At 71.3% G+C, this 26,226-nt stretch carries 14 protein-coding genes and 2 pseudogenes; 4 read left to right on the plus strand and 12 right to left on the minus strand.

Annotation, left to right across the window (positions count from 1 at the left end):
- Nucleotide 1: 1 nt before the first annotated feature.
- The 8 genes and pseudogenes from MUK52_RS09810 to MUK52_RS09845 all read right to left on the minus strand — a co-directional run bounded on the left by MUK52_RS09810 (nt 2) and on the right by MUK52_RS09845 (nt 19,799).
- On the minus strand, nt 2-2,098 hold the full coding sequence (locus MUK52_RS09810) for an Hsp70 family protein (RefSeq protein ID WP_284575618.1): 2,097 nt from the start codon (nt 2,096-2,098) through the stop codon (nt 2-4).
- A complete protein-coding gene (locus tag MUK52_RS09815) occupies nt 2,095-2,541 on the minus strand; it encodes a hypothetical protein (RefSeq protein ID WP_284575619.1) in 447 nt (148 codons plus the stop codon). Before MUK52_RS09815 ends, MUK52_RS09810 begins: the two co-directional genes overlap by 4 nt.
- A 197-nt stretch (nt 2,542-2,738) precedes the next feature.
- A complete protein-coding gene (locus tag MUK52_RS09820; RefSeq protein ID WP_284575620.1) occupies nt 2,739-4,385 on the minus strand; it encodes a hypothetical protein in 1,647 nt (548 codons plus the stop codon).
- The gene (locus MUK52_RS09825; protein WP_284575622.1) at nt 4,382-8,440 is read right to left on the minus strand and encodes an Eco57I restriction-modification methylase domain-containing protein; all 4,059 of its coding nucleotides are present in this window, start codon (nt 8,438-8,440) and stop codon (nt 4,382-4,384) included. The genes MUK52_RS09820 and MUK52_RS09825 overlap by 4 nt, the downstream gene beginning before the upstream one ends.
- Nucleotides 8,440-11,349 carry a DEAD/DEAH box helicase gene (locus tag MUK52_RS09830; protein ID WP_284575624.1) on the minus strand — a complete coding sequence of 970 codons (2,910 nt, stop codon included), beginning with the start codon at nt 11,347-11,349 and terminating at the stop codon, nt 8,440-8,442. The genes MUK52_RS09825 and MUK52_RS09830 overlap by 1 nt, the downstream gene beginning before the upstream one ends.
- Nucleotides 11,350-11,393: 44 nt before the next feature.
- On the minus strand, nt 11,394-17,684 hold the full coding sequence (locus MUK52_RS09835; protein WP_284581685.1) for a protein kinase domain-containing protein: 6,291 nt from the start codon (nt 17,682-17,684) through the stop codon (nt 11,394-11,396).
- A gap of 127 nt (nt 17,685-17,811) precedes the next feature.
- Nucleotides 17,812-18,150, minus strand: a pseudogene (locus MUK52_RS09840) (hypothetical protein); the annotation flags it as partial.
- A gap of 1,199 nt (nt 18,151-19,349) precedes the next feature.
- Nucleotides 19,350-19,799: an ATP-binding protein gene (locus MUK52_RS09845; RefSeq protein ID WP_114054180.1), complete on the minus strand. Its 450-nt coding sequence runs from the start codon at nt 19,797-19,799 to the stop codon at nt 19,350-19,352.
- A 159-nt stretch (nt 19,800-19,958) separates the two neighbouring features.
- On the opposite strand from MUK52_RS09845, the gene MUK52_RS09850 reads away from it, so the two are divergent.
- Together MUK52_RS09850 and MUK52_RS09855 are read left to right on the plus strand one after the other, a co-directional pair.
- Complete coding sequence (locus MUK52_RS09850) at nt 19,959-20,837, plus strand: helix-turn-helix domain-containing protein (RefSeq protein ID WP_284575625.1); 879 nt, start codon at nt 19,959-19,961, stop codon at nt 20,835-20,837.
- Entirely contained in the window at nt 20,834-21,019 is a 186-nt protein-coding gene (locus tag MUK52_RS09855; protein WP_114054178.1) for a DUF397 domain-containing protein, read from the plus strand. Before MUK52_RS09850 ends, MUK52_RS09855 begins: the two co-directional genes overlap by 4 nt.
- On the opposite strand, the pseudogene MUK52_RS09860 reads toward MUK52_RS09855, so the two are convergent.
- Nucleotides 21,010-22,328 (minus strand): annotated as a pseudogene (locus MUK52_RS09860) (phosphoribosyltransferase family protein). The gene MUK52_RS09855 and the pseudogene MUK52_RS09860 overlap by 10 nt on opposite strands.
- Before the next feature lie 229 nt (nt 22,329-22,557).
- On the opposite strand from MUK52_RS09860, the gene MUK52_RS09865 reads away from it, so the two are divergent.
- On the plus strand, nt 22,558-23,538 hold the full coding sequence (locus tag MUK52_RS09865) for an XdhC family protein (RefSeq protein WP_114054177.1): 981 nt from the start codon (nt 22,558-22,560) through the stop codon (nt 23,536-23,538).
- Between the two features lie 3 nt (nt 23,539-23,541).
- On the opposite strand, the gene MUK52_RS09870 is transcribed toward MUK52_RS09865, so the two are convergent.
- Nucleotides 23,542-23,865: a plasmid stabilization protein gene (locus MUK52_RS09870; protein WP_114054176.1), complete on the minus strand. Its 324-nt coding sequence runs from the start codon at nt 23,863-23,865 to the stop codon at nt 23,542-23,544.
- Nucleotides 23,866-23,987: 122 nt separating this feature from the next.
- On the opposite strand from MUK52_RS09870, the gene MUK52_RS09875 reads away from it, so the two are divergent.
- Complete coding sequence (locus MUK52_RS09875) at nt 23,988-24,386, plus strand: DUF6479 family protein (protein WP_284575628.1); 399 nt, start codon at nt 23,988-23,990, stop codon at nt 24,384-24,386.
- Between the two features lie 40 nt (nt 24,387-24,426).
- On the opposite strand, the gene MUK52_RS09880 is transcribed toward MUK52_RS09875, so the two are convergent.
- A complete protein-coding gene (locus MUK52_RS09880) occupies nt 24,427-25,314 on the minus strand; it encodes an ATP-dependent DNA ligase (protein WP_284581686.1) in 888 nt (295 codons plus the stop codon).
- The gene (gene ligD / locus MUK52_RS09885; RefSeq protein WP_284575629.1) at nt 25,314-26,210 is read right to left on the minus strand and encodes a non-homologous end-joining DNA ligase; all 897 of its coding nucleotides are present in this window, start codon (nt 26,208-26,210) and stop codon (nt 25,314-25,316) included. Before ligD ends, MUK52_RS09880 begins: the two co-directional genes overlap by 1 nt.
- Between the last annotated feature and the right edge of the window lie 16 nt (nt 26,211-26,226).

Genomic DNA, 26,226 nt, shown 5'->3' on the forward strand with positions numbered 1-26,226 from the left:
ACTACTCCTCGTGAGGGCGGTGGTACCTGAACTCGGGCAGTGGATCTGGGCTCGGAGGAATCAGGGCCCGCGACTGCTGGAACGCCTCCGCTCGTACGATCCGATGACGGGGTGGTACGCAGGTGCGCGGCGTGAAGACCCACATGCCCTGGGTCAGGGTGGCCCCGAGCACCCGGTCCTTGTCCCGCAACCAGGGGTACCTGCCTTGCAGTTCGGCGTAGTTGTCGTTGGTGACGACGATTCCGTCCGAGTCCTGCGCGATCGCCGTGACCAGCGCGTCGCCCTTGCCCTCGGTTCCGGCCGGGGGCTGGATGAGGTTCCCTGTAGCGAGCGCCGAGTCCACCGCGGCGCGTTCCTCCTCCGCGACCTTGTGCCGGAAGGTGGCGTCGACGACCACGTGGAGCACGGCATCGGGATACCGCGATGCCAGGGCGTCGCGCGCGGACAGCAGTTGGGCGTAGGACGGCCGGTCGTCCCTGCCGTATACACCGGGTCGTCGGGGCGACCTGCCGATCCACGCCAGGTTGGAGCCGTCGACCACGAGCGCCTTGGAAGCCGAGCCCGCGGATCGCCTCCGCGTCTGCGTCGGCAGGAGCGTGGTGACCGTGTTGCCCGCGAGCAGATCATCGAGTTCCCTGCGCACCGCCGGCGTCGGACCACCGGAGCTGAAGCTCTTGATCTCCTCGTTCAGCACTTCCTCGCCGGTGTGCTCAAGGGTCGCCTTGACGTGCAGGAGCCCGTTGGTGTCGTACGTGTACTCCAGCAGGAAGCGGGAGTCCTCGCGGGCCCGGGGATTCTGGTAGGTGAGGCGGAGGTCCGTCAGCTGGACGTTGTCAGCGTGGTCGAGCGGACGGTGGGGGTCTCCTTCCCAGATCTCCACGGCAAGGCTGCGTGCGTTGTCCCGGCGAGGCGTGTAGCTCTTGCGCTCCTTCCACGGCAGGGGTGAGTTGCGCGGGATGATCTGGCTGAACGCCCGCTGTCCGGTGTCGTCCGTGACGACCGTGCCCAGGGCGTGACTCGTCGCCACCTGGATCACGCCTTCGGTCTCCCCCGACAGTACGGCTGCCGCGATGGAGGCGCCTCGGGCGACCGCAGTCATGGGATCGCACAGATCGACCTCGACGGGCTGCTGCTGCATGACCTCGGCGACCGCGGCCCGGACGCTCGGGATCTGGCTCGTGCCACCGATCATCAGCACCGCGTCCACATCCAGGGGCGCCATGTGAAGGTCGCTGAGGCACTGCTGAACCGGTGCGAGAGCGCGGTCCACGAGGTCGGTGATTGCGTCCTCCAACTCCCCCTGCCACACCTGGACGGTGTCGCCGTCCGGAGTCCTGATGGGGACGGACTCCTCGGAGGAGAGGCGGATCTTGCTGCGCTCCACGTCCAGCCCGAACTGCCGCTCCTGCGCGGGCGTCCACGCCGATCGCGCCGGAGCCCGTTCGAGGACGAGGTCACGCAGGCGGCGATCGATCTCCAGGCCCCCCAGCTCGGTCACACCCCGTGAAGCGAGCTCCTCGAAGAACCCGTCCTGGTAGTCGAGCACGGTGACATCGATCGTGCCGCCACCCCAGTCGAAGACGAGGATGGTGCGGGCCTCTCGCAGCTCGTGCACGTACGAGATCGCCGCCGCGGTCGGCTCGTTGAGCAGCGCCAGGACCTCGATGCCGGCGAACCGCGCGGCGGCGCGCGTGCGGTAGCGGGCAGCTCCCGTGGCGTTGGCGGGCACGGTGATCACGGCCTGATCGATGGTGGTGAGGTTGTGCTCCGCTCCCTTGCGCATGGCCTGGAAGACACCGGCCGCCACCGTCGTGGCCGCGAACCTGCGGCCGTGGATCGTGACGTACTCGTCGCTCTTGAGTAGTCGCTTGCAGGCCTCGGCCGCCTCTTCGGAGCGGAGCTTGGCCTCCCAGCCGAACAACGCTCCCCGGCGCAGTGAGCTCATGCCCACCACCGACGGGAAGAGGTACTCGAAGCCGGGGTGACGCCAGTCGGCGTCGATGTGGTGGGCGTCCAGCGACAGCACGTCGACGTCATCGCCCAGCCACTGGGCCACCACCGAGTTGGTGGTACCGAAATCGATCCCGGTCGCGGTCACACGCCCTCCCCGTTCGCGGCGTCGCCGCCTCCGGCCGAGTCGCCCGCTCCGTCCGGGGCGGGCAGGCGGCGCAGCTGCCCGGCGAGCACCAGTTTGCCGGTGGCCTGGTCCACGTAAGCCGGGCGCAGCACCTCGAACGCCTCACCGTCGCCTTCCACCACCACGAAGAGCTCGTGTTCGCCGTCGGGGGCGTCCACGCACCGCACGCCCTGGTCCAGCAGGGCGGCACGGATGCCCTTGCGAAGCGAGGTGGCATTCTGCTTGGGCGCCCCGGCGAGCAGATCGACCTCGACCATCCGGGCCACGTACTCCTCCCGGGAGCGGAACGCCTCCAGAACGGCCTGGCGCAGGGCAGCCGCCACAGCGGTCTGCGCCGGCCTCTCCTCTTCCGGGACAGCGGCCAGGAGCTCGGTCGCCCGCTCGGTGAAACGTGCGAGCAGCATGTGAGGGCTGAGCAGTTCCTCGGGGCGGTAGGTGCGCGGGGAGTCCGCGGGAAGTCGGCGGGACGCCTGCGGAGGGGCAGCAGGGGCTTCGGCCTCCGCTCGCCGCTTGTCCCGACGATGCTTGAGGCCGTTGTTCCCCTTGGCAGGAACCCGCTTGGGAACCACCGAGGTCTTCCGCTGGCTGCGCGGCACCTTTTTCACTGTGTGTGCGTCCTTGCGTTGCGGTCGGGGCGCCGGGGCGCGTTGAGCAGGTGGGGCAGCAGGTCCGCCACCGCCCGCTGCCGCACGAGCCCCAGGCCTTCGGGAGAGTGAGATGTCGTTCGCCTGCTCAGGGGGGTCAGGGGCGGGACCAACGTGACCGGCACCTCGTCCGGAAGCTCGAACACGTCCAGGTCGAGCGGCAGCACGAAGAAGCCAGACCAGTCCTCGTCACGCTCGGCGTCCCTGATGCGTTTCATCGCGCTGTTGAACTGCGCGCTCATGTCCACATCACGCACATGCTCCCGGCGGAGGTCCCGGTACCGGGTCGTCCAGCTCGGTGCGCCGTGCGGCAGCCCGAGGTCGAGATAGGGGTTGGAGGCCGCCGGTCTGTCGTTGCGCTGAACCGCTTGACGCCGGCGGAGCATACGAAGGTTGGACTCGGCCCGCTCGTGCGCGTCGCGGATGCCTTCCAGGACCAGGGCCGCCGCATCGAGTTCCTCTTGGAGCAGCAGCGTGTACGCGTGGAAGTTGAGGGCCTCGGCCCGGCAGGCCGGGTCGGCGGCCTCGTACGTCACCAGCTTGTCGATCTGGGCGGACGCACGTGCGAGGTCGTTCATGCACAGCAGGTCGTAGGCCTGGCGCAGGGCCATCAGCGCGTGCAGCGGCGAGCGCGACGGGTTGACGGCCGCCTTGGGCTCCCACAGAGCGAAAATGAGCCGCCACAACCCCCGGTCCTCCCATATGTCCCGGTCCCAGTTGCCGACCGCGACCCCGTCCAGGAGCCGGCGCAGCCGGAGCACCAGGTCACGGGGCAGCTCCCGTTCCAGCTCCTTCACGACCGAGGCGTCGCCGTCGGCGACCCGCTCCAGGAGGTCGTAGACGTCACCGGCCGAGGGCAGCGGCTCGCCCCCGGCGAGGAACGCGTTCCGGCGTTCCCGGGCCGTCCATTCCAGCGCGGTCGCCTGCTCGGCGGTCACCTGGTCGGGGATCAGCCGGGCCTTGAGGTACGCGTGCTCCATCTCCTCGGCCCGGTACTGCCAGGGCTGGTGCTCGGAACCGACCGCTCCGGCGTCGATCAGGTCGTCGAGGACACTCAGCGGTATCCATGGGAGCACACGCGGCAGCATCCGGGGCGGGAAGGCGGCCGTACGCTCCGCCGCGAACGCGGCGAGGAGAGCGAAAGCCCCGGAGGGGTCCTCGCTCCCGGAGACGGCGAGGGTGTCGTCGCCCGCCGTCAGCGCGGTAAGCCGTTGCTCCCCGACTTCGGACAGCCACAGGAAGCCGCCCGCGTGAACCTCCGCGAGCGTCGCGGCGACCACGGCCGGGTCGGCCCGTTCGAGTACGGTCCGGACAGCGGGCAGCAGCCGGTCGTCAGGTTCGTCGCGCAGCGCGTCGGTGAGTACGTCGTGCGCGGCATCGTGGGCCGCGTCGTGCGCGAAGTCGGCGAGTCGCCGGAGCAGGGTGTGGGCGCGCGGCACTGCCTGGGCTCCGAGCACCCCCACCTTCCGCCATCTGCGTACGGTGAACCCGTCGATTCCGGAGTCCGCGCTCTGAGCCTCCCTGCGCTCCCTGAGCGCCCGCAGCCGCTCCCGCTCCCGCGCGACCGCCTCGGCCCGCGCCCCGGCCGGCGGCGGACTCGTCACTCTCCGGTTCCTTCGTGACGGGGGCCGTGGCCCGGGGGCGGGGTGAGGGTGGAGGTGTAGTTCTCGCCGTCCACTAGCGGCGTCGTCAGGCTGACGCCGGCCGCCGCCATGCGGTCGTACTCGGCGAGGATGAGGTCCTTGGTGCGGTAAGTGCCGTACTTGGCCTCGTCCTTGCGCTTGACGATGGGGAAGGTGTCGAGGATGTAGTCGACGTCGTCGCGGGTGATGCCGTAAAGGTGGAAGAACAGGGCGTCGAGCTCGGCACGGATGACGGTGCGGCGGTCTTCGTCCCAGATGAAGGGGGCGCCGGTGTCGCCGAGGTCGCGGGCAAGCGCTTCCATGCCCATGGAGGTGTATGCCAGTTCCAGAAATCGCTCGGAAACCCAGGGAAGGTGGGGTGCTGCTTGAGCCGGCCCGCAAACTGGAAGTTGAGACACATAGCCATAAGTCAGGTGCGTTCCACCAATCTTTTGGCGAGCCACATAGTCAAGGACAAAAGAGGAAAGCTGAGCACATAGCACTGGGACATTTCCCGAATGTGGCGTATAGATTACCGGGAACGGGTGACCAACTGCACTCACAGGAAACACAGCACTGATCATAGTTCGTTCATCGGTAGCACGGCAGATGTCTCGCCAGCCGAGGAGCCAGCGCCTCACCCAACGCCTGTTGGCAAGTCTTTCATCCACCTCTCCCTCGGCAACCCAGTATCGCGGGAGTACCTCTGCGCATGGATCCCGCTTCTCCCCGAGGGTCAAGTCTCGGGTGGAGCCGTCCTCTTCATAAGTTGCCCATCGGTGGTCATAGTGGTGAAGCATCTTCGCTTCACTCAAGGGAAGCATCTTCGCCTCCCCCCGGACGAAGACGTTGCCATCCAGCCGCCAATCGTCGCCTTCAAGCTCCTCACGAGTGCGGAAAAGGCTGGAGTTGTGCCCCATGTCAAACATTCGATTGAATGACACGCCCCACGGATTACTGCCGCGCCGCCCATGTTCATCCGACTCCTTAACAAGGACAGGAAGTCGACGATAGACACCGAGAGTGATCTCGGCGTCGGGGCGGGAGCGGAAGACCGGGCACGTGCCCGTGTTCGGGTTGAGGAGGGTGATCTCCTCGGGTGTGAGGGTGAACGCCTTGTCCGCCTCGTCCAGCTCCGCCGGGTCGTGGAGGAAGAAGGCGAACCTAGCGGCAGGCTCGCGCAGGGCTCGGCCCGTCAGGGACAGGATGCTGAACTTGAACGAACGGTGCACGTCCGGGAAAAGGGGCGCCGCGTTCTCGAAGTCGTACAGCGCCGCGATCGAGCCCTGCTGCACCAGGTCCTTGAAGAAGTACTGCGTCCGTGCGTCCGTCGCGATGCCCGTCGGCACGATGACGCCGGCGCGTCCCCGCTCCCCCGTCAGTATCCGGTCCGTCTCCGCGAACACCGCGTACAGGTTCAGGTTCCCCTGGCCTGTCAGCGGCACCCGCTTCGACCTGCGCAGGAAGTGGCTCTCGGCGTACACCTCCCGCTTGCCGGCCTCGAACTCCTCGTGCAGGGGTAGCGTGTCCGGCGAGTCCTTGAGCGCCTCGATCATCTTCTTCCGTACAGCAGTACGGGACGCCTCCGCGATCTCGGGTGCACGCTGTGCGAAGAACTCCTGCTCCCGGAAGTCCACGCTGTCCCACGGCGGGTTCCCGAGCACGCAGTCGAAGCCGCCCGCCCAGCCCGTCGCCTCGTCCACCGTCCCCGTGACAACCCCGTCCGGGACGGAGAACACCTCCGGGAACTCCAGGTGCCAGTGGAAGAAGTGGTACTGCTCCCGCAGGCGGACGATCTCGTCGTGGGTGGCCTTCGAGGCGCTGGACGCGTCCGGGTCCTCCAGGGAGCGGAAGAGGCCGTGCGTGACCGCCCTGGGAGCCTCCGGGGTCTTGAGCCACATGAAGGCGGAGCACCAGGCGTCGGCCAAGTGGAGGGCGTTGAGGTAGTCGGCGGACTTCTCCCACTGTTCGTAGGCCGCCGCCTGGCCCCGTACCTCACGCAGGTTGTCCGAGGGGGCGTGGGTGATCCGGCGCATGCCGGCCGCGAGGGTCGTGTTCGCGACCTTCACGCCCTCGTCCTCCATGTCGAAGAGGGTGAACTGGCCCTTCCGCTCCTCGGCGTTCAGCTTCTCCAGCGACTTGGCCTGCTTCTTGTCGTCGCCCTCCGTCGCAATGAACGCCTCGTCCGGAATCCCGCCCCGCAGCAGCTTCGGCGTCGCCCCGATGAGCGCGTTGCCGTGCTTCACGTGGGCGTCCAGGAAGCCGAGCGGCTTGCCCGGTTCCAGGGCCTCCAGCCACAGCGACACCTTGGCCAGTTCGACGGCCATCGGGTTGAGGTCGACGCCGTAGACGCATCGCGCCACGACCTCGTGCAGCGCGTGGCGGACGGCCTCAAGCGTGGGCTCCGGGTTACGTTCCCGTACCGCCGCCACCCGCTTCGCGATCCGCCGCGACGCCGCCACCAGGAAGTGGCCCGAGCCGCAGGCCGGGTCGCAGACCGTCAGGGAAAGGAGTTCGCGGACGATCGCGTCCGACGGGTCCGGGTCGCCCGCCGCGCTCGCCGTCTGCTCACCGCGCTTGACCGCGTCGTCCAGGACCGGGTCCAGGGCGGAGTCAAGCAGGCACTCGATGAGCGAGGACGGGGTGTAGTACGAGCCCGTCGTCTTCCTCGTGTTGCCGGCCAGCTCCACCAGTTCGAAGGTGCGGTCGGCCGCGCTGTGCTGCGGGACCAGTTCGAGCAGGGACTCGTAGATCGAGCCCAGTTCCTCGGCGTCCAGGTGGCGGTAGTCGACGGTGCGCCAGCGCCGCGAACCAGCGTCCCGGACCTGGGAAAGGTGGCGTACGGCCGTGAGGAGGTACTCGTTCGAGAGGGACAGGCCCTTCAGGGGGGCGTCCGTCTCCGTCTCGTCGAAGATGCCGCCGAGGCCCGGCAGGCCCAGTTCCGGGCGGCCGTTCTCGTCGCCGAGGGCGTCCAGGACGATCCGAAGGGCCTGGTAGAGGTCGCCGTGGGCCGTGCCCCGGCGGCGGCGGGCGTGCTGCCTCAGACGAGCCGACGAGAAGTAGGTCGTGTAGCGGTCCCGGGCCTGGTCGGTCGCCTCCGGGCCGTGCAGGGCGTCGCGGTCCTCCGCCACGAAGACGAACAGCAGGCGGTAGACGAGCCGCAGCAGCGCGCCGTGGAGGGCCTTGACGTCCGTGCCCTCGCGCAGGGTCGTGTTCGCCGGGTGGCGCAGGAAGCCCGTGCCCAAGGTCGTGATGGCCTCCTGGACGCCCTTGCGGAGCTGGTCCAGGGCGCGCGTGCCCGACGCGATCGCCTCCGTACGCCACTTCTCCAGCCAGCAGGCGGACGGGGCCGCGCCCTCCGCCACCGCGAAGCGGGAGACGTGCAGCAGGCGGTACAGGAGCACGAACTCGCTGAAGAGTTCGCCGTCGAAGATGGCTTCAAGGTCGAACTCGACGTACGAGGCGGTGGCGAGCGCGCTGGAGTCGCGCAGGATCCGGAGTCGGCGGCCGTTGGTGAGGACGCCCCACAGGTGGGCCTCCGTGCGGTTCAGGCACTCCTGGACAAGGGACTGGGGCGGGACCGTGCCCGCGCCGCCGGTGCGCTTGTCCAGGTCGGCGTTCCAGGCCGTCATGTGGAGGAGGGCGTGGTTCCAGCGGTGGCTGATGGGGAAGACGCGGTCGGGGTCGCTGTCCGCCCGGATCCCGGTGGCGCCGATCGGGGTCAGGCGGCCGAAGCCCAGCTCGGCGAAGAGCGGTTCCAGCCACTGGGAGACCGCGAGGCCCGTCGGGTCGGCCGGGGTCTCGGCGTCCGGGGCGACCGGCAGCTTCTCGCGCAGTTCGCGCCAGACGGACTTCAGGTAGTCCCAGTGGCGTTCGGCCTCGTCGCGTACGGAACGGGCGCCGATGACCTGGTAGTCGGCGGGGGCGGAGCCCTTGATGTCCTTGCCGTCGGCGATGCGGAGCAGCATGTCGGCGGGGAGCAGGCCGCCGACGGTGTGGACGGCGGAGAAGACCTGGTTGCGGGTGGTGGCGGACATCAGACGGCGGCCTCTCCGGACGCGGCGGGCAGGTAGACGTAGACGCCGAGGATGTCGGCCGGCTTCTGGGCGGTGACCCGCAGGCCCCGGACGATCTCGTCGGAGGCGCGGCGGACCCGCCGGTGGGACTCGTGGAGTTCGGTGGCGAGGGTGCCGCCGAACTGCTCCAGGTGGTCGGTGACGGCGGGGAGCTGGCCGAGGACGCGGGTCATCATGGCCTCGCCGTGGTCGGGGTCGACGCTGTCGGCGGCCCGGGCGGCGAGGAGGGCGTGGGCCTGCTCCTCGGTCAGCCAGACGGCGTTCTTCGGGGAGCCCTGGAAGGCGAGGAGGCGGGCGTCCTCGGCGACGAGCTGCTTCTCTCCCTGCCGGGAGGGCAGCGTGAGGTGGAAGCGGTAGCGGACGAGGAGCAGGGTCGTGCGGGTGTCGACGGCGCGGGTGGCGACAACACCGCAGCGGCGGGCGGGGCGGCGGCCGTCGGCCTGGCTGTCGAGGGCGGAGTTCAGGACGTGGGCGGCGATGGCACCGACGACGGGGTCGGTGCGGACGAGGGCGGCCTCGCCCCGGGCCACGGCCGAGGTCGTACGGAACGGGATGGGGCGGGCGCCTTCGACGGCGGCGGAGCCGACGACGGGGGCGAGGGCGTCGCGCAGGCCGGCGGAGGTGCCGCTGACCTCGGCGGTGAAGTCGCCGGAGCCGTCGCCCGCCTCCACCAGGTGGGCTTCCAGGGCCGCGAGGGAGGTCCGTACGAAGTCGTTCACCTCGTCGGCGCGGCCGAGGGTGTCGCGGATGGCGAGGACCTCACGGGCGACCTCCTCCGGGTGGATGGAGCGCTGGGCGAACCGGGAGCGGGAGCGGGTCTCGCGTTCGGCCGCCGACTTCCAGTCGGCCTCCAGGTCGGCGAAGCTCTGCTGGAAGGAGTCTGCCTCGAAGAGGGTGCCCTGCTCGCCCTCCCGGCCGCGCAGCAGCAGCCACTCCACGATGGCGTCGGTGACGCCGGAGGAGGTCTCGTCGGGGACGGAGACGGAGATGCCGAGGTCCTTCTTGATCTGGCGGTGCTTCTTGATGAGGACGTCGAGGACCTTGCCGTCGATGCCGTTGTCGCTGCCGTACAGGGTGATGACCCGGACCTCGTCGCGCTGCTGCCCGTAGCGGTCGACGCGGCCCTCGCGCTGGTCGTGGCGGGTGGGGTTCCAGGCGAGGTCGTAGTGGACGACGGCGTCGAAGTGGTGCTGGAGGTTGACGCCCTCGGAGAGGCAGTCGGTGGCGACGAGGACGCGGCGGGCGGCGGGGTCCTGCCCGGCCTCCTCCGCCAGCTCCTCGATCCGCTCGATGCGCTGCTGGGGCGAGAGGGTGCCGGTGACGGCGCGGACGACGGTCTTCTTGCCGAGCTTGCCGCCCAGGTGCTCGGCGACGTACTCGGCGGTGGGGATGTAGCGGCAGAAGACGATCGGGTGGTAGCCGTCGGCGAGCAGCGCCTTGAGGTGCTTGACCAGGGCCTTCAGCTTCAGGTCGCCTTCCGGGCCCTCCAGGGCGGCGGCCCGGTCGGCGAGTTCGGCGAGGCGGGCGCCCGCGTCGTCGGTCTCGGCGCCGGGGGCCACGTCCATGCCCTCCAGGCTGTCGCTGTCGGCCGCGTCACGGGTGAGGGGCGCGCCGAAGCGGTCGGCTTCCTCGGCGCTGGCGGCGGCCGCGGCGGCCGAGCGTGTACGGAGGGTCTGGGCGGCGGCGCGCGGGGAGGAGACGAGGGAGCGGAGCAGGGCGATCGCGGACCACCAGGCGATACGGGCCTCGCGCTTGCCCTGGCTGCCGGCGGCCTCGACGCGCTCGCTCGCATAGGCGATGGCGTCGTCGAGGAGGGCGCGGTAGGCCGGTGACAGCTTGTAGGTCTCGTCCTTGAAGAAGCGGTCGGACGGGAACGCGGTCCGCTCGGCCAGGCTGTCGTCGCCGAGGCCGTCCTCAGTCGTCAGGTACTGGCGTACGTCGGCGCGCTTGCGCTGGACGAAGTGCTGGGCGAGGAGTCGTCGGCCCCGGTCGGAGTCCAGGTCCGTGCCTGCCAGTTCGGGCCTGACCAGGCCGAGGAGGTTGCGGAAGGCGGACTCCTTGCCGCTGTGCGGGGTGGCGGTCACGAGGAGCAGGTGACGCTCGGCGTCCTCGGCTACGCGACGCAGCAGCTCGTAGCGGAGCTGGTTCTGCGTGGAGGTGGTGTCGTCGGCGACGACGCAGGTGTGGGCCTCGTCGACGATCACCAGGTCGGGGCAGTGCTTGACGAAGTCGTCGCGGTGGCGGGTGGACTTGATGAAGTCGGTGGAGACGATGACGTGGGGGTACTTGTCGAAGAGCGACTGCCCCAGGTCCAGGCCGCGCTCCAGGCGGGAGACGGTGGAGGCGAGGACGAGTTCGGCGTCGAGGCCGAACTTAGTGCGCAGCTCCTCCTGCCACTGCTCGGCGAGGGCCGGTGAGCAGAGGACGGCAAGGCCGCGTGCCTCGCCCTGGGCGAGGAGTTCGCTCGCGATGAGGCCGGCCTCGACGGTCTTGCCGATACCGACGTCGTCGGAGATGAGGAGCCGTACGGTGCTCTGCCGCAGCGCCATGAGGAGCGGGACGAGCTGGTAGGCGCGGGGTTCGACGGCGATGCCGGCGAGGGAGCGGAAGGGGCCGGCTCCGGAGCGGAAGCCGATGCGGAGGGCGGAGCGCAGCAGCCCGGCGGCGCGGTGGTCGCCGAGGTCGGCGGCGGACGGCGGGGCGAACTCGGCGCCTCTGACGTCCTCGAAGGCGGGGAAGACGGCGGCGATGTCGTCGTCGGAACCGCCGAGCGGGCGCAGGACGAGCATGTCGGGGGCGCTCTCGGGGAGCACGACCCATTCGCGGCCTCGGGCGGTGACCAGGGAACCGGCGGAGTAGGTGAGCGTCATCGGGTGAGTCCTCGGGGTCCTCGGGTGGTCGGTCGGTTCCGTGGTCAGGAGGCGGCGGGGCCGCCGAAGTAGCGGGCGTGGCGGGCGACGACGGCGTCCCAGTCGGCGGGGTCGGCCGGGAAGCGGACGACGCCCCAGCCGGCGTCGTAGAGGCGCTCCTCGGCGTCCTCGTCGCGGGTGGCGTCCTCCTCCCTGTCCGGCCCGTCGACGAAAACGGCGAGGTTGACGCCGGGCAGGTGGTAGACGAAGTCGGGGAGGGCGGTGCCGACGAGGGTCTGGCCCTCGTCAGGCAGGCGCAGGCCGTGGTCCCTGAGCCAGTTGACGAGGGTCTGCTCCAGGGGAGTGCTCGCCATGTCGTCGGCCGGCGCGTCGGCGAGCTTCGGGGCCGTTCGCCCCAGCTCCTCGACGAGCCGCCGGTGCTGCTCCGTCGGGGACTCGCCCCGCCCTTCGGGCTCGGACACGGCGGAAGCGAGGCGGCGCAGCAGGTGGACGACGGTGTGGCGGTCGATGGCCGCATGGTCGAGCTGGTTGCCGTAGGTGAGCAGGCAGTCGTAGCAGCCGCGGGCGCAGTGCTGCTCGGCCTGGTCCACTCCGTGCTCGTCGAAGTGGCAGATCTCCAGGGCGCGGCGGGCGGCGACGGCAAGCGCTCCGGGCTCGGCCTGGAGGCGGCGCAGGACGCCGGCGCCGCCCTCCGCGGCCTCGGTGAGCAGGAAGCGGTTGCGGGGACCGTCGTCGGGCGGGAGCAGTTCGCTGGTGAGCTCGGAGTCCTCCAGCTCGAACGCCGCCTCGACGCCCCGCTCCAGGGCGTACATGAGAGTGAGGGCGATGGGCTCGGGCAGCGGCTCGTCGAGGGTGACGACGAGGATGTTGCGGCGGTCCTCGACGAAGGGGACGACTCGCTTCCTGCGGCGCTTCTCGTTGCCGTCCGGGTCGATGACCGGCATCTCGCTGGAGTCGCCGGACGCCTCGGCGGCATCGCGTTCGTTCATCCAGTGGCCGCTTGCGGGGTCTAGCCAGTAGCCGTCCTGCTCGTTCTCCTTGGCGCGCAGCCGTCCCTTGTTGGTGATGCGGACGGTGGCCGAGTCGCCGTACGAGATCGTGGCGAGACTGCCCGCCGGGTCCGCGACGTGGGCGTCCTGGCGGCCCTTGCGGATGCCGTGGTCCTGGAAGCGGTACGAGACCTCCAGCCGGAATCCGGCCCTACGGCGCTCCTCCTCGTCGGAGGAGATCCGCTCCCGGCGCTGGGTGTAGACGGTGTGCAGGTGCAGCAGGTTGTAGGCGGCGGCGCCGAGCGGCTCCTTGCACATGTCGCAGACGTCGGCGCGCTGCTCGGGATCGTGGTGGTAGCCGCAGTGCTTGCAGCGGGTGGCCGCGGTGGTGGCGATGTCACCGGAGGAGTCCGGGGGCAGCTGGACGCGGGTCACCTGGTAGCGAGCGCCCTCGTGGTAGATCAGCGCGCCGGGGCCGAACTCGCGGATGGCGAGGAAACGGGGGCGCTGGAGGTAGTCGCCGTCGCCGTGGCGGCGGCCGGTGGTCGGGATGTAGGCGGCCAGCGGCAGGCGGGGGAAGGAGTAGCCGGGCAGGAAGCCCTCGGAGGCGAGGTAGCGGTAGGGGTTGAAGTCGGAGAGGACGGACCGGCTGTCCGGGGTCTCGTTCTTCAGGAGGTTGAGCTGGGTCTCGGCCTCCTTGCGGCGGGCGACGGCGCGCCGCCGGTCGCCTTCCGTGAGGGTGTGGTCGAGGACCCGCTTGTTCTGGACGTACTGGTCGACGAGGGCGGCCCGGAAGAGGTCTCGCCAGCGGTCGAAGGCGCGGTCGAAGCGGTCGGGGGCGGTGCGGACACGGTCCTCGATCCAGCGCTCGTCCCACCAGACGGTCGTGGCGAAGTCGGCGAGCAACGGGCCGAGGACCCGGTGGGCCGCCGCCACCGTACGGGCCTGCGCGTCGGCGTCGCGGGAGGCCGCGTACAGGTCGTCGTGGAGGTGGAGCGCCGGGTTCGGGCGGCCCAGGCTCTCGTCGTACGCGATGTCGATGATCTGCGGAATGGCCCGGCCGAGCTTCAGCCCGGCCTCGGCGAGCCAGATGCCCTGGAGGTGGGAGAGGACGAGGTCTTCGTTGGCGAGGTCGAGGCGCGGCGGGGCGACGGCGCCCGCCACCATGCGCTCGGAGCGACGGAAGTAGTACTGGTCGTGGCTGTTGCCGGTGGCGCAGTACGTGGTGACGAGGGCGGGCTGGCCGCTCCGGCCGGCGCGTCCGCTGCGCTGTGCGTAGTTGGCCGGGGTGGGCGGCACGTTGCGCATCATGACCGCGTTGAGGGACGAGATGTCGACGCCCAGCTCCATGGTCGGGGAGCAGTAGAGGAGCTTCAGTTCGGCCTTGCTGAAGGCTTCTTCGCGGCGCTCACGCTCGGCGGGGTCGACCTGGGCGGTGTGCTCGCGGGCGAACAGGCCGGACAGTTCGGCGGCGGCGTTGCGGTAGAGGTCGCGGAAGAAGGTGTTGACGCGCGGCCCGTCGCCGCTGGCGTACGTGCGGGTCAGGGGGTCGTGGGCGCCGGACTCGCCGGGGCCGGCCCGCCAGATGAGGGAGGCGGCGGAGATCCGGTAGCCGGTGGCGGCGGGACCGGTCGGCGCGCGGAAGCGGCCGGCGCGCTGGGGGGCGGCACTGACCTCGGTGACCAGGCCGGCCTTCGCGAGCACCTTCAGCAGGCCCTCGATGATCTTCTGGAGGTCGGTGTTGTCCAGCTTCACGCCGTCGCGCACGTCGAAGACCGTGGGTGCGGTGCGGCGCAGGTACTTGCCGAACTTGCCGCGGGCCGAGAGGAAGTGCCCGGACCGGTCCATGCCGGGGCTGGAGGGCTGCGGGTAGGCGGTCTTGACCCTGGGCGCGTCGGACCTGCCGAGGACCCACGGGTCGATGAGGCGTTCCTCGCTGGCACGCTGGAGGGCGTCGAAGTCGTCGCGGAAGTACTGGACGTCAATGGCGAGTTCGCGGCGCATGTCGTCCAGGAGCGTCCGCGTGATCTCGGCGCGCAGGGCGGGGTCGGCGTCGCGGAGCGCCGCATGCGTGTCCTGCCAGCGCTCGTCACGCTCGGCGACCCACTGGAGGTCCGCGTAGTCGATCGTCAGCAGACCGGTCCGCTCCAGGTTCGGCATGGTGATGCGCCAGCCGCTCTCCAGGTCGAGGTAGAGACGGAAGGCGATGACGTCACGCAGGGTCTTGGCCGCGTTGCGGGCGAGGGCGGGCGGCAGGTCCGACTGGCCGGTGTACTCGACGGGGTCCAGGGCGAGGGCGTTCGCCACGCGGGTGGCCAGCTCCTCGTGGTGGATGCCCTCTTCCCCCGCGTCCAGGGCGGCCCGGTAGAGCGCGCCGCGCAGCTGGGTGATCTGGACGAAGTCGTTGAAGTGGCCGGCCTGGAGGGAGGCGTCCTGGCGGTTGTCGACGAAGGTGAGGAGCTTGCGCGCCTCCTTGTCGAGGGCTTCCTCGGGAACGGCCTTGAGGGAGCGGACGACGGCCGCCGACACCAGGGAGGTGGCGGAGGACCGGCCTTCCTGGTCGAGGGTCGCGAGCTTCGCGAAGTCCTTGCCACGCGGCTGCTCGTAGGACACCGAGCACTGGATGCAGAAGCGGAACGGGGCCGGGATGAAGGCGGCGTCCAGGTCGCCCCGTCCCTCGTACCCGTAGGGGTCGACGGTCACGGCGCGGGGCGCGCGCTCGCGGTACGACTTCCTGACGACTTCCTGACCACGGTCGTCGAGCTCCAGCCACGACTCCGGCAGCTTGCGCTCGGCGACGGCCTCGTCGAGCGAGCGGGGCCACGGGCGGCCGACGTAGAGGTAGCCGTCGCCGGCCCTGCCGCCCGTGGCGGAGGTGTCGCGGCGGGACTCGTAGCGGACCTCTCCGTCCTTCTCGGTGCGCCACACCGTCAGGTACTCCTGGCCGCACTCCCGGCAGAAGGCGAGCGGGATGAGGAGCTTGCCGTCGGTGCCGGGCTGCACCTGCTGGTAGTCGCGGGTGAGGTGGCGGCTTTCCGGGTCCTCCAGGGTGACGTAGACGGTGTCGCCCTTGGAGAGGAACTGGTGGAGGCGGAAGGCGAAGAGGGGGCGCTCCGTGACGGGGTGACGGGCCTGCGAGCCGGCCTCCAGGGTGGCGCGCAGAGCCGCGGCGCAGTCCTCGACGGACACGCCGCTCTCCCGGGCGAGGTCCTCGGCCGCGTCCTCGATCTTGGCGGGTTTCTGGCGGACGAGGCGGTCGGTGAGGGTGTCGGTGGCCAGGCCGAAGCGGGTCTCGATCCAGCGGGCGAGCGGGTCGCGGACCAGGTCCGCGTACGCACGGGGCGCGTCGGTGGTGCGCAGCCGCTCGGCAGGGACGGTGTCGGGGGCCGGGTCGGTGGCGCGGACCAGGGTCTCGCCGATGACGTGCTCGGTGCGGATCCTCGTGCCGAAGAGCTTGGAGGCGACGCCCGCGACCACGCTCTTCTGCTCGTCGATCGTGCCCTCGGTGGACATCGTGGCGGAGGTTCCGACGCACTGGAGACGGTCGGCCTGGCACGCCTCGCGGACACGGCGGATGAGCAGGGCGACATCGGCGCCCTGGCGGCCGCGGTAGGTGTGGAGTTCGTCGAAGACGAGGAATTCGAGGCCCTTGGCCATCCGGACGAGGCTGTCTCGGTCGTCGGGGCGGGTGAGCATCAGCTCCAGCATCACGTAGTTGGTGAGCAGGATGTCCGGCGGGTTGTCACGGATCTCCCTGCGGGCGGCGTCGTCCTCCTGGCCGGTGTAGCGGGCGAAGGTGACGGGCTCGCGTCCTGCGCCGTAGCCGTCCCTCAGGTACTTCTCCAGCTCCTTGAGCTGGCTGTTGGCCAGGGCGTTCATGGGGTAGACGATGATCGCGCGGACTCTCTTGGCCGTCCCTCTCGGCTCCGTCTCCCGGTCCCTGAGGACCTTGTCGACGATGGGCACGATGTAGGAGAGGGACTTGCCCGAGCCGGTGCCGGTGGTGAGGACGTAGGATGCCCCGGACCGGGCGGCGTCGACGGCTTCGCGCTGGTGCTGGTGGAGGGTGAGCGGGCGGCCGTCGCAGACGGTGCCGCCCCTGGTCTTCTTCGCCTGGAAGATCCGCGCGCACTCGGGGTGGAGGACGCCCTGGGACGCGAGTTCGGCAACGGTTCCGGCGGAGTCGAAGAAGGGGTTGAGGGAGAGCCAGGGGTTGGGCCACTGGGACTTGGCGTCGAGGTCGCGCCGGACGAAGTCGGCGACGCGTTCGTCGCGGATGATCGTGCCGCCCTGGGTGAAGGCGCGGTACTCGTCGATCAGGTCCCGGTGGACACCGAAGACGTCCATGCCGGAGGCCTGCGGGCGGGTCTGGGCGGGCGGCTGGTCGGCTGGAGCCTGCCGCGCCGTGGGCGTGGAGAGCGCGGACCGGTCCTGGAGGAGGCGGCCCACCGGATCGAACTCGCGCCAGGCGGGCAGCGGATCGCCGGGCGCGACGAACGGCAGCAGGGCGTCCCGTACGGCGGCGGCGCTCTCGGGACGGTCCGCCGGGTTCTTGGCGAGGAGGCGGTCGACGAGGCGGGCGAGCGCCTCGGGGACGTCGTGCCGGACCAGCCGGACCGGATTTGGTGCCTGATGGACGTGCTTATCGCCGAGTTCGTACGCGGAGGTGCCGACGAACGGCGGTACGCCGAGGAGCATCTCGTACAGGACGCACCCGAGGGCGTAGAGGTCCGCCGCCGGGGTTACGGCTCCGCCCTGGAACTGTTCGGGTGCCATGTAGCGGGCGGTGCCGACGGTGACGCCCGTACTGGTGAGCTTGGTACCGTCCGGGTCGTCGACGATCCGGCCCATGCCGAAGTCGAGGACCTTCACGAGGCCACCGCGGGTGAGCATGACATTGCGGGGCTTGAGGTCGCGGTGCACGACGCCCTCGACGTGTGCGGCCTTGAGTCCCTCAGCCATCTGCGCGGCGATGGCCGCCGCCCAGGAGATCGGCAGCTGTGGCTCGTCGGCGACCAGGTCGGCCAGAGGATGGCCGTCGAGGAATTCCATCGCGAGGTAGGGCAGGCCGCCGTTCGTGTCGTCCACACCGCCGGCGATCGTACGCGGGAGGTTGGGGTGCCGGCCGAAGGTCTGCATGATCCGCACCTCGCGGGCGAACCGTTCCACGGTCTTGGTGTCGCCGTGCGTGTCGATCTGCAGGCCGGACCGGCGCCGGAGGATCAGCTTGACCGCCACGACGCGGTCGGCGTCGCCTGGAGCGGCCTCGAGATCCTCGGCTCTGTGGACCTCGCCCATGTTGCCCGAGTCCACAGCCCCCAGGAGCCGGAACCGCCCCGCGATCATCTCCGTCGCCACAGCCCATTCCCTTGCGTTTTCGCGCGGCCCTGCGAGCACACGACTCCCCACGGGAGAATGCCCCGTCTCGCGACGCGGGCAGACCCCCAGCCCCGCGATCAGCGTACACGAGAGTTCAACCGTAAACAACAGTGAGGTGTGTTGACGATGTCAACATGACATGCTTGGCGAGTCGTAGCCCACAGTCGTCTATCAGTCGCATCAGATTCCGCTTGCGCTTCTGGGCGGCGCGCAGGTCGGCGGCATAGGTGGTGAAGTCGTCCGGCATGCCGAGGCGGTGGTGGCAGTCGCGGACACCCAGGAGCAGGCTGGCGAGTCGTTCGTAGGGGCGGTTGCCGGTCCCGCGTGCGAGGCGGGCGGCCAGGCGGAGGTAGACGGGAAGGGCATCCGCGGGGCGGGTTGGGCGGGACTGGTCGGCAAGGGTGAGCCATTGGCCGCCGTGGGCGCCGTGCTCGTGGGTGCCTGCCTTCGGCGCGGTGGACCGCTTCCCCTACGTCGCCCTCGACTCGGACGACCGGACCGGGGCACGGGAGGCGGGAGAGAACCTCGCCATCAATCTGGACCACCAGGCCGAGTTCCAGAAGCTCCTGCTCTTCGTCTACATCTACGCACGCCTGTGCCATCGCCCTCATCAAGCGGCAGAAGGGCGAACTCGTCATCGGACGCGAGGTGCGCTGGTTCACCCCGGCGGACGGTCCCGGAGTCCAGGACGTGATCTCCCGCGCCTACCGGCTCGGCATGAAGTGGACCCCCGGACGGAAGTAGCCGGCGGTCGGGCGAGGGCGTGTCCCCCCTTGGATCCACTCGGTGCTCAACCGACGTACGGCACGACGGCCACCCGCGTTCCGAGCGTTCCGAATGATTGGGTTACCGAGACGTCCCGACCACTCGAGCCGGGGTCGCGCAGCCTGACGCACTGAGGGACCTCTGATGCCCACCCTGTCGCGGCCGGACCTCAACGCGCGGGACTCCAGCGCAGAGTGATACCTAAACGGGACATTTCATTTTCACGGGACATCCGCGGGACGGAGCTTCTAACATTACGTCAGCTAGGTCACTTACCTGGGAAAACGCTGGAAATGCCGACGGCCTCCGGAGCCGTGTGCGCAGGTTCGAATCCTGCCGGGGGCACTCCAGCCACTCAGTGTGAAAGTGTCGCTGACCAGCTGAAGTGCCAAGCATGAAGGCCCGAACTCAGTTCCACTGAGTCCGGGCCTTTGTCGTTGTTGCGCAGGTCCCGCGCGAGGGGCGTGTGGGCCACACGGGGAACGCGCGGCACGAGCGCGATCACGGCTTCGCCGTCGAGGAGGTGGCCGCTGCCGGTACTCACGCACCCGTCTGCCACGGGGTGATCGGCAGCCCTCCGCCGGCCCGACCGGACCTCGGCCGTGCACACGCTCACCGGGCGGAAGCCGGCTGTCGAGAACCTGACCTCGGCTTGGCGGCTGCTCCTCCCCGTGGCCGACGACGCCTTCGCCCTCCCCTTCGACATGGGGCACCTCCTTCCGTCCGCGGGCTACGTCAGAGATGCACCGGGACGAGCAGGGCTCCGATCCGGCGAGCGCCCAGACTCGTAAACACCCAGGCGACGACGGCAACCCGCCGCCACGAGGTTCGGTACCGGCCTCCCAACGCAAGCCCCCCACCCGGAGGTCAACGGGGGATGGGCAGGTGCGCGGAGATCGTCTTGCCGACGGGGGTGCGCGGGTGGACCTCCCAGTGGGTTGCGAGGGATTGGACGAGGAGCAGGCCCCTGCCCGATTCGGAGAGCGGTGGCGGCTCTGTGGCCGGGGTGGGCGGGAGGCGCTCGCTGCGGGTGTCGGAGACCTCGATGCGGAGGGTGTCGGGAGCGAGGGTGAGGGTGAGTGCGAAGTCCCTTCCCGGCAGACGGCCGTGCGTGACGGCGTTGGCGGTGAGTTCGGCGATGACGAGCGCCGCGTCGTGGGAGAGGACGGTGTCGGACCTGATGCCCCACGCCTGGAGCTGGTGCACGGCGAGGCAGCGGGCGAGGCGGGCACCGCGGCGGGTGGAGCGGAACCGCTCGGAGAACACACGTACGGTGACCGGCGCAGGCAGAGTCCGTTCGGTGGAGTGGGGTGTCATGACCCCAATGTGGGGGCGGGGGCGAGCCGTTCACCAGGGACCCACCGCGTACGCCGCGTCAGCGTACGCGTACGGAGGGTGGACAGTACGCGTCACGGTCCGTGACCATGGGGCGGGTCGGGAGCGGTAAGCGGGCACGTGCGCGGGAGGTGGGCCGGGATGGCCTACGGGAACACGGACCAGGGCGGTGCTGGCGCGGAGGCGGCGGGCGGCTGCGGCCCGGTCGGCGGGGAGCCGGAGGCGTCGGACAGCCTGCGCACGTTCGGCGCGGTCGTCCAGGCCCTGCGGGAGCATGCGGGCCTGAGCCGTGCGGAGTTCGCGGAGCGGGTCAGTTTCTCACGGCACACCGTGGCCTCCGTCGAGCAGGGCAGGAGGATGCCGGACCGGCATTTCGTGGAGCAGGCGGAGGAGGCACTGGGGAACACGGGCGCGCTGCGGCAGGCGGCCCGGCATCTGTCGCGGCAGCCGGGACTGGCCAGTTGGTTCCGGCGGTGGGCGGGGTTGGAGGCGGAGGCGGTCACCCTGTACACGTACGAGTGCCGGATGGTCCCTGGCCTCTTGCAGCCCGAGTCGTACGCGCGCACCCTGTTCGTGGACCAGCTGCCGCCGCTGAGCGACGAACAGATCGAGGCGCAGTGGGCGGCGCGGGCGGAACGGCAGCGACTGCTGCGGGAACGCCCGAACACGACCTTCGGCTTCATCCTGGAGGAACACCTGTTCCTGCGGAGGACGGGCGGGGTGGAGGTGACCCGGATGCTCATCGAGCACGTACTGGAGGTCGCCCGCCTGCGCAACGTGGAGATCCAGGTGATGCCGCTGGTACGTCCTTCACATGCGGGGCTTGCCGGGCCCGTGCAGCTGTTGGAGACGTCAGAGGCCCGCTGGTTCGCCTACAACGAGGGGCAGCGTGGAGGCCTCTTCTTCGCCGACCCGAAGGAGATCAGCGTGCTCCAACGGCGATATGCCAGGATGCGCGCACAGGCCCTCTCCTTGGAGGACTCCGCGGGCCTGCTGCGGGAGATGCGAGGAGCACTATGAACGCGCATGAACTGGCCTGGTTCAAAAGCAGCTACAGCAGCGGCGACGGAGACAGCTGTGTCGAGGTTGCCGCTGGTGCGCACGCCGTCCACGTCCGTGACTCCAAGGTGCAGGACGGGCCCCGGATCGCCCTCTCCCCCGCCGCCTGGGCCGGGTTCGTCGGTTTCGCGCCTCAGGTCTGAGACGGGGCCGCGCCACTGCGGCCGGGGAGGTGGGTGGTGAGCCACCTGGTGGCCAGGGTGGCGACTTCCTCCAGGGCGCCCGGTTCCTCGAAGAGGTGGGTTGCGCCCTCCACCACCTCCAGGCGGCTTTCGCAGCGGAGGCGGGACTGCGCCTCGCGGTTCAGCATCAGGACCTGGGTGTCGTCGCCGCCGACGATGAGGAGGGTGGGGGCGCGGACCGCGGGGAGGTGGTCCGCGAGGTCGGGGCGGCCGCCGCGGGAGACCACCGCGTAGACCGGGGAGTCCGGGGCGGCGGCTGCCGTCAGGGCTGCGGCCGCGCCCGTGCTCGCCCCGAAGTAGGCCAGGGCGGGCGGGGTTCCCGGGCGGGTGCGCAGCCAGGCCGTCGCCGCGGTGAGGCGGCCTGCCAGGGTCGGGATGTCGAAGACGCGGGCGCGGTCCCCTTCCTCCTGCGGGGTCAGCAGGTCGAAGAGGAGCGTGCCGAGGCCGGCGCGGACGAGGGTGTCGGCGACCTGCCGGTTGCGCGGGCTGTGGCGGCTGCTGCCGGAGCCGTGGGCGAAGAGGACGACGGCGGGGGTGTTCGGGGGGAGGGCCAGGTCGCCTTCCAGCGGGAGGCCCGCCGCGTCGATCACCACGGGGGTCGGGTCGGTCCGCTGCCTCATGTTTCGCCGGTCCTTTCGGCCGCCGCCCTGGCCAGGAGGGCGACCACCGCGTCGTCCGGGGTCTGGTCGAAGTCGCGGTACCACTGGCCCACCGCGGAGAACGCGGCCGGTTCCGCCAGGGTGACCACCTCGTCCGCGGCCTCGGCGAGGCGGGCCACCGCGTTGGGTGCGGCCACCGGCGCCGCCATCACGACGCGGCGCGCGCCGTGGGCCCGTACGACGCGGCAGGCGGCGGCCGCGGTGGCGCCCGTCGCGATGCCGTCGTCGACGACGATCGCGGTGCGGCCGTCGAGGGGGACGGGGGCGCGGCCGGAGCGGAAGCGGTCGGCGCGGCGGCGGAGTTCCTCCTGTTCGGCGCGTTCGACGCGGGCGATGTCCGCCTCGCTGATCCGGCCGCGGCGGACGATGTCGTCGCTGATGACGCGTACGCCGCCCTCGCCGATCGCCCCGAACGCCAGCTCGGGCTGGTACGGCACCCCGAGCTTGCGGACGACGACCACGTCGAGGGGGGCGCCGAGGGCGCGGGCCGCGTGGTAGGCGACGGGGACTCCGCCGCGCGGGAGGCCGAGGACGACGGGGTCCTCCGCCGCGTACGCCCTGAGCGCTTCGGCGAGTCGTCGTCCCGCGTCGTCGCGGTCGGTGAAGAACATGGGTCCTCGCTAGGCCTCTCCCTTTCGACGGAACCCCATCGGGGGGCGATCCGCAAGTGCCGCCGGCCGCCGCGTCGGCCCGGTGGTCCGTACGAGGGCGGTCCCTGCGGTCTGTGGGTTCGGGGCATGGGTGGGCGCGGGCGGCGTGCATAGGTTGGTGATGGGGCCGCGGCACGCATCGGCGGCCCCGGCGACGACGGCGCTCTGACGACGAGGAGGGAGCAGCGCGATGCGCGGACTGGTGGAGGCGGCGCAGCGGTGGACGGCCGAGGGGCGGGCGGCGTTCCTGGCCCGCCCGGTCGCCGAGCAGGGCTTCGGCCCGCGGGAGCCGGCCGGGGCCCTGCTGGTGGACGCCCGCGGCGGGTGTGCGGGCTCGCTGTACGGGGGCGTCTTCGACGCCGAGCTGGTGGCGGAGGCGGCGGCGTGGCGGGCCGGGGACACGGCCCGGGTGTGCGAGGTGTCGGTCGGGGCGGAGGGCGCGGCGGCGGCGCGGCTGACCTGCGGCGGCCGGGCGGAGGTCCTACTGCAGCCGCTGGCGTCGGTGCCGGCGCGGTGGTGGGAGCTGCTGGGCCGGGGGGCAGGGGTGGCGCTGGTGACGCGGCTGAACGAGCGGGCGGACAGGGCGGTGAGCGAGGTCGTGGACGCGGCGGACGGGTCGGCGGACGAGGCCGTACGGCGGGCCGGGGAGCTGCTGGCGGCGCGCCGGGCGGGTCGGGACGCTCTGTACGGGCAGGCGGGGCTGGTGCTGGTGGAGGCGTTTCCGTCGGCCCCGCACCTGGTGGTCGGGGGCGGCGGCGAGCTGGCGGAGGTGATCGGGGCGCAGGCGCGGCTGCTGGGCTGGGAGGCGGAGTGCGTGGCCGGTGCCGCGGAGGCGGAGGAGTTGCTGGCGGCGCGGCGGGACGCGGCGTGCCTGGTGATGCTGAGCCACGATCCGGAGTTCGACGTGCCGGCCCTGCGGGCGGCGCTGGAGCTGGGGGTTCCGTACGTGGGCGCGCTGGGCTCGCGGAAGACGACGGCCCGGCGGCGCGAGGGGCTTCGGGCCGCGGGCGTGCGGGAGGCGGAGCTGTCGCGGGTGCACGGGCCGATCGGCCTGGACCTGGGCGCCCGTACGCCTGCCGAGACGGCCCTCGCGATCTGCGCGGAGATCCTCGCGGTGCTGGCCGGGCGCGGCGTCCGGCCGCTCCGCGACACGGACGGCCCCCTGCGCTGACGCCTATTTCCCGAGGGCCCGCTTGAGCTGTGCCTTGTTCATGTCGGAGCGGCCGCGGACGTTGCGCCTCCGGGCCTCCTCGTACAGCTGCGCGTACGTCGGTCCCTGTGCTCCCTCGTGGGAGTGCAGGCCGCCGCGCCGCGACGGGGGCATGTCCTCCAGGGACAGCCTGCTCGCCGTCTCGGCCTCGCCTTCCTGGGCGCGGACCTTGTTGACGGTGCGGGCGGCGATCTCCTTGGCACGGGCCTCGGGTACGCCGCGCTCCTCCGCGCTCTCCTTGATGTGCTCGTACTGCCGTTCGCGCTTGGGTGACGATCCGCGGGGCATGGCCCGGCTCCTCTCTCCGGTCGGTCGCCCGCGGCGCATACCCTCCGGCCCCGGGGGCAATCGGATCGGCGGGAACCATTTCTCCCCGGGTGAATCACCAGAAAACCGGGAAAATGACTCGTATGGACATGAGCTACATCGCGGTCGACGCGACTCTCACCGACATCGCCTGGTTCTTCGTGGTCGGCATCCTGATCGCGGGCTTCCTGCTGGCCGGCTTCAAGCTGGGGCAGCGGGTCCGGGCCAAGGAGCCGCCGCCGCCGGACGCCGAGAGCCAGCCGCATGTGCCGGAGGGCGGGGCGGTGTACGAGGTCCGCGAGGAGCGCGACTCCGTCGGCATCCCGGAGGGCGGTCTGCGCCCGCACGAGATGCAGGGCTACGGGAACTTCGGGTCGACGACCTCCGAGCACCCGGACGAGGTCCGCGCCCGCCGGGAGTCCGGCTACCGGCGCGCGGAGGGGCCGGGCCCGCACCCGCAGCCGGGGTCCCCGCCGGGCGCGGGCCGCGGCGCCCACTCCTGACCTGCGCAAACAGCTCTGACCTGTGCCTTCGCGGCGCAGGTCAGAGCGGTGTCCGCAGCCGCAGCACTTCGGGCGGCGGGTGCCGCGTGGAGGTGTGCCGCACCTCGGCGGACAGCGGCGGGTCGAGCACCCGGTAGGCGACGTCGCCCACGCCGACGGCGGTGGCCGTGCGCACCGCCGGGGCGCCGGCCCCCCGGGCGGCCAGCTCGGCGGCGACCTCCCCGCGCAGTCCGGCGGACAGCGGGCTGGAGACGACGGGCGTCCCGTCCCCGACGGGCAGCACGACCACCAGCGCCTGCGGCCTCCGCTCCGTCCCGGTGTAGCCGACGACGGCGGCGTCCCGGACCTCCGTGTGCCGCAGCTTCTGCCAGCCCCGCCGCCCCGCCGGGTAGGGCTGGTCGAGCCGTTTGACCACGAGCCCTTCGATGCCGCTGGCGGGGAGCGTCTCGTACCAGGTGGCGGCCAGCTCCGGATCGGTGGTCATGGGGACGGGCTGAAGGGGCGGCCCGAGGGGCAGCAGCAGGTCGACGAGGAGGGCGCGGCGCCGCTCGTAGGGCCGGGCCCGGACGTCGAGCCCGGCGAGTTCCAGGACGTCGAAGGCCGCGTACGAGGCGGGGTGGCTCTGCGCGAGTACGGCGGCCCGGGCGGCTGTCGCCGCGGCGGCCCGCCGCTGCACGAGGGCGAAGTCGGTGCGCCCGGCGTGCCAGACGACGACCTCCCCGTCGAGGACGGTGTCGGCGGGCAGCTGCAGCGCGGCCGCGACGAGGTCGGGGAAGGCGCCGCTCACGATCCGCCCGGACCGCGCCTGGAGCACCACGCCCTCCGGCTTCCGGATCACGACGAGCCGGTGCCCGTCGAACTTCGGCTCGTACGCGAGCCCCGCGCCCCGCGGCAGGGTGCGTACGGATGCGGCGAGGGCGACGCGGATCACGGCCGCGCTCCGGGCAGCCGGTGGGCGGCGGCGGGGTCGAGGAGGACGGCGGACAGGTCGCCGTCCCGTTCGATCCGGGGCAGGATGTCGTCGGCGAGGAACACCAGGTCGGCGGGGTTGCGGCAGGCCTCCACCTCCTTCCACGACACGGGCGCGGAGACGGTGGGCCGGGCACGGGCCCGCAGCGTGTACGGCGCGGCGGTGGTCTTGGCGGCGGCGTTCTGGCTGTGGTCGACGAAGACCTTCCCGGGCCGCAGCGCTTTCGCCATGCGGTGCACGACGAGATCGGGCAGCGCCCGCTCCGCCTCCTGGGCCAGGGCCTTGGCGTAGGCCGACACCTGCTCCGAGGGGACGGGTTCGAGCGGCACGGACAGGTGCAGCCCCTTGGCCCCGGAGGTCTTGGCGCAGGCCCGCAGCCCGTCCGCGGCGAGCCGTTCCCGAAGCCACACGGCAGCGGCGCAGCACTCGACGACGGTGGCGGGCGCGCCGGGGTCGAGGTCGAGGATGAGGCGGTTGGCGATGCCGGGGCTGCCGGCGGTCCACTGCGGGACGTGGAACTCCACGACGAGGTTGGCGGCCCACATCAGGGTGGGCAGGTCGGAGACGACGATCTGCTCTGCGGAGGGGTCGTCGGACCGGGGCACCGGCGCGGTCTTCACCCAGTCGGGGGTGCCGGGCGGCGGGTTCTTCGTGAAGAAGAGCTGCCCCTCGGGGCCGTCCGGATAGCGCAGGAACGAAACCGGCCGGTCCTGGATGTGCGGCAGAAGGAACTTCGCGACGGTGGCGTAGTAGTGCAGTACCTCGCCCTTGGTGAAGCCGGTCTCGGGGTGGATGACCTTGTCCAGGTTGCTGAGCGAGATGCGGCGCCCCTCCACCATGGTGATCGGCGTCATACGATGAGATTGCCAC

Origin of the sequence: Streptomyces sp. 2P-4 (genome assembly GCF_030167965.1) — a bacterium.
GTDB lineage: Bacteria > Actinomycetota > Actinomycetes > Streptomycetales > Streptomycetaceae > Streptomyces > Streptomyces globosus_A.

Bases quoted from the DNA above. Each gene is read 5' to 3' on its own strand.
- MUK52_RS09875 (WP_284575628.1), top strand. From the start codon at position 23,988: ATGGACATGAGCTACATCGCGGTCGACGCGACTCTCACCGACATCGCC.
- MUK52_RS09825 (WP_284575622.1), bottom strand. From the start codon at position 8,440: ATGTCCGCCACCACCCGCAACCAGGTCTTCTCCGCCGTCCACACCGTC.
- MUK52_RS09815 (WP_284575619.1), bottom strand. From the start codon at position 2,541: ATGCTGCTCGCACGTTTCACCGAGCGGGCGACCGAGCTCCTGGCCGCT.
- MUK52_RS09855 (WP_114054178.1), top strand. From the start codon at position 20,834: ATGAACGCGCATGAACTGGCCTGGTTCAAAAGCAGCTACAGCAGCGGC.
- MUK52_RS09850 (WP_284575625.1), top strand. From the start codon at position 19,959: ATGGCCTACGGGAACACGGACCAGGGCGGTGCTGGCGCGGAGGCGGCG.
- MUK52_RS09865 (WP_114054177.1), top strand. From the start codon at position 22,558: ATGCGCGGACTGGTGGAGGCGGCGCAGCGGTGGACGGCCGAGGGGCGG.
- ligD (WP_284575629.1), bottom strand. From the start codon at position 26,210: ATGACGCCGATCACCATGGTGGAGGGGCGCCGCATCTCGCTCAGCAAC.
- MUK52_RS09835 (WP_284581685.1), bottom strand. From the start codon at position 17,684: ATGATCGCGGGGCGGTTCCGGCTCCTGGGGGCTGTGGACTCGGGCAAC.
- MUK52_RS09870 (WP_114054176.1), bottom strand. From the start codon at position 23,865: ATGCCCCGCGGATCGTCACCCAAGCGCGAACGGCAGTACGAGCACATC.
- MUK52_RS09830 (WP_284575624.1), bottom strand. From the start codon at position 11,349: ATGACGCTCACCTACTCCGCCGGTTCCCTGGTCACCGCCCGAGGCCGC.
- MUK52_RS09845 (WP_114054180.1), bottom strand. From the start codon at position 19,799: ATGACACCCCACTCCACCGAACGGACTCTGCCTGCGCCGGTCACCGTA.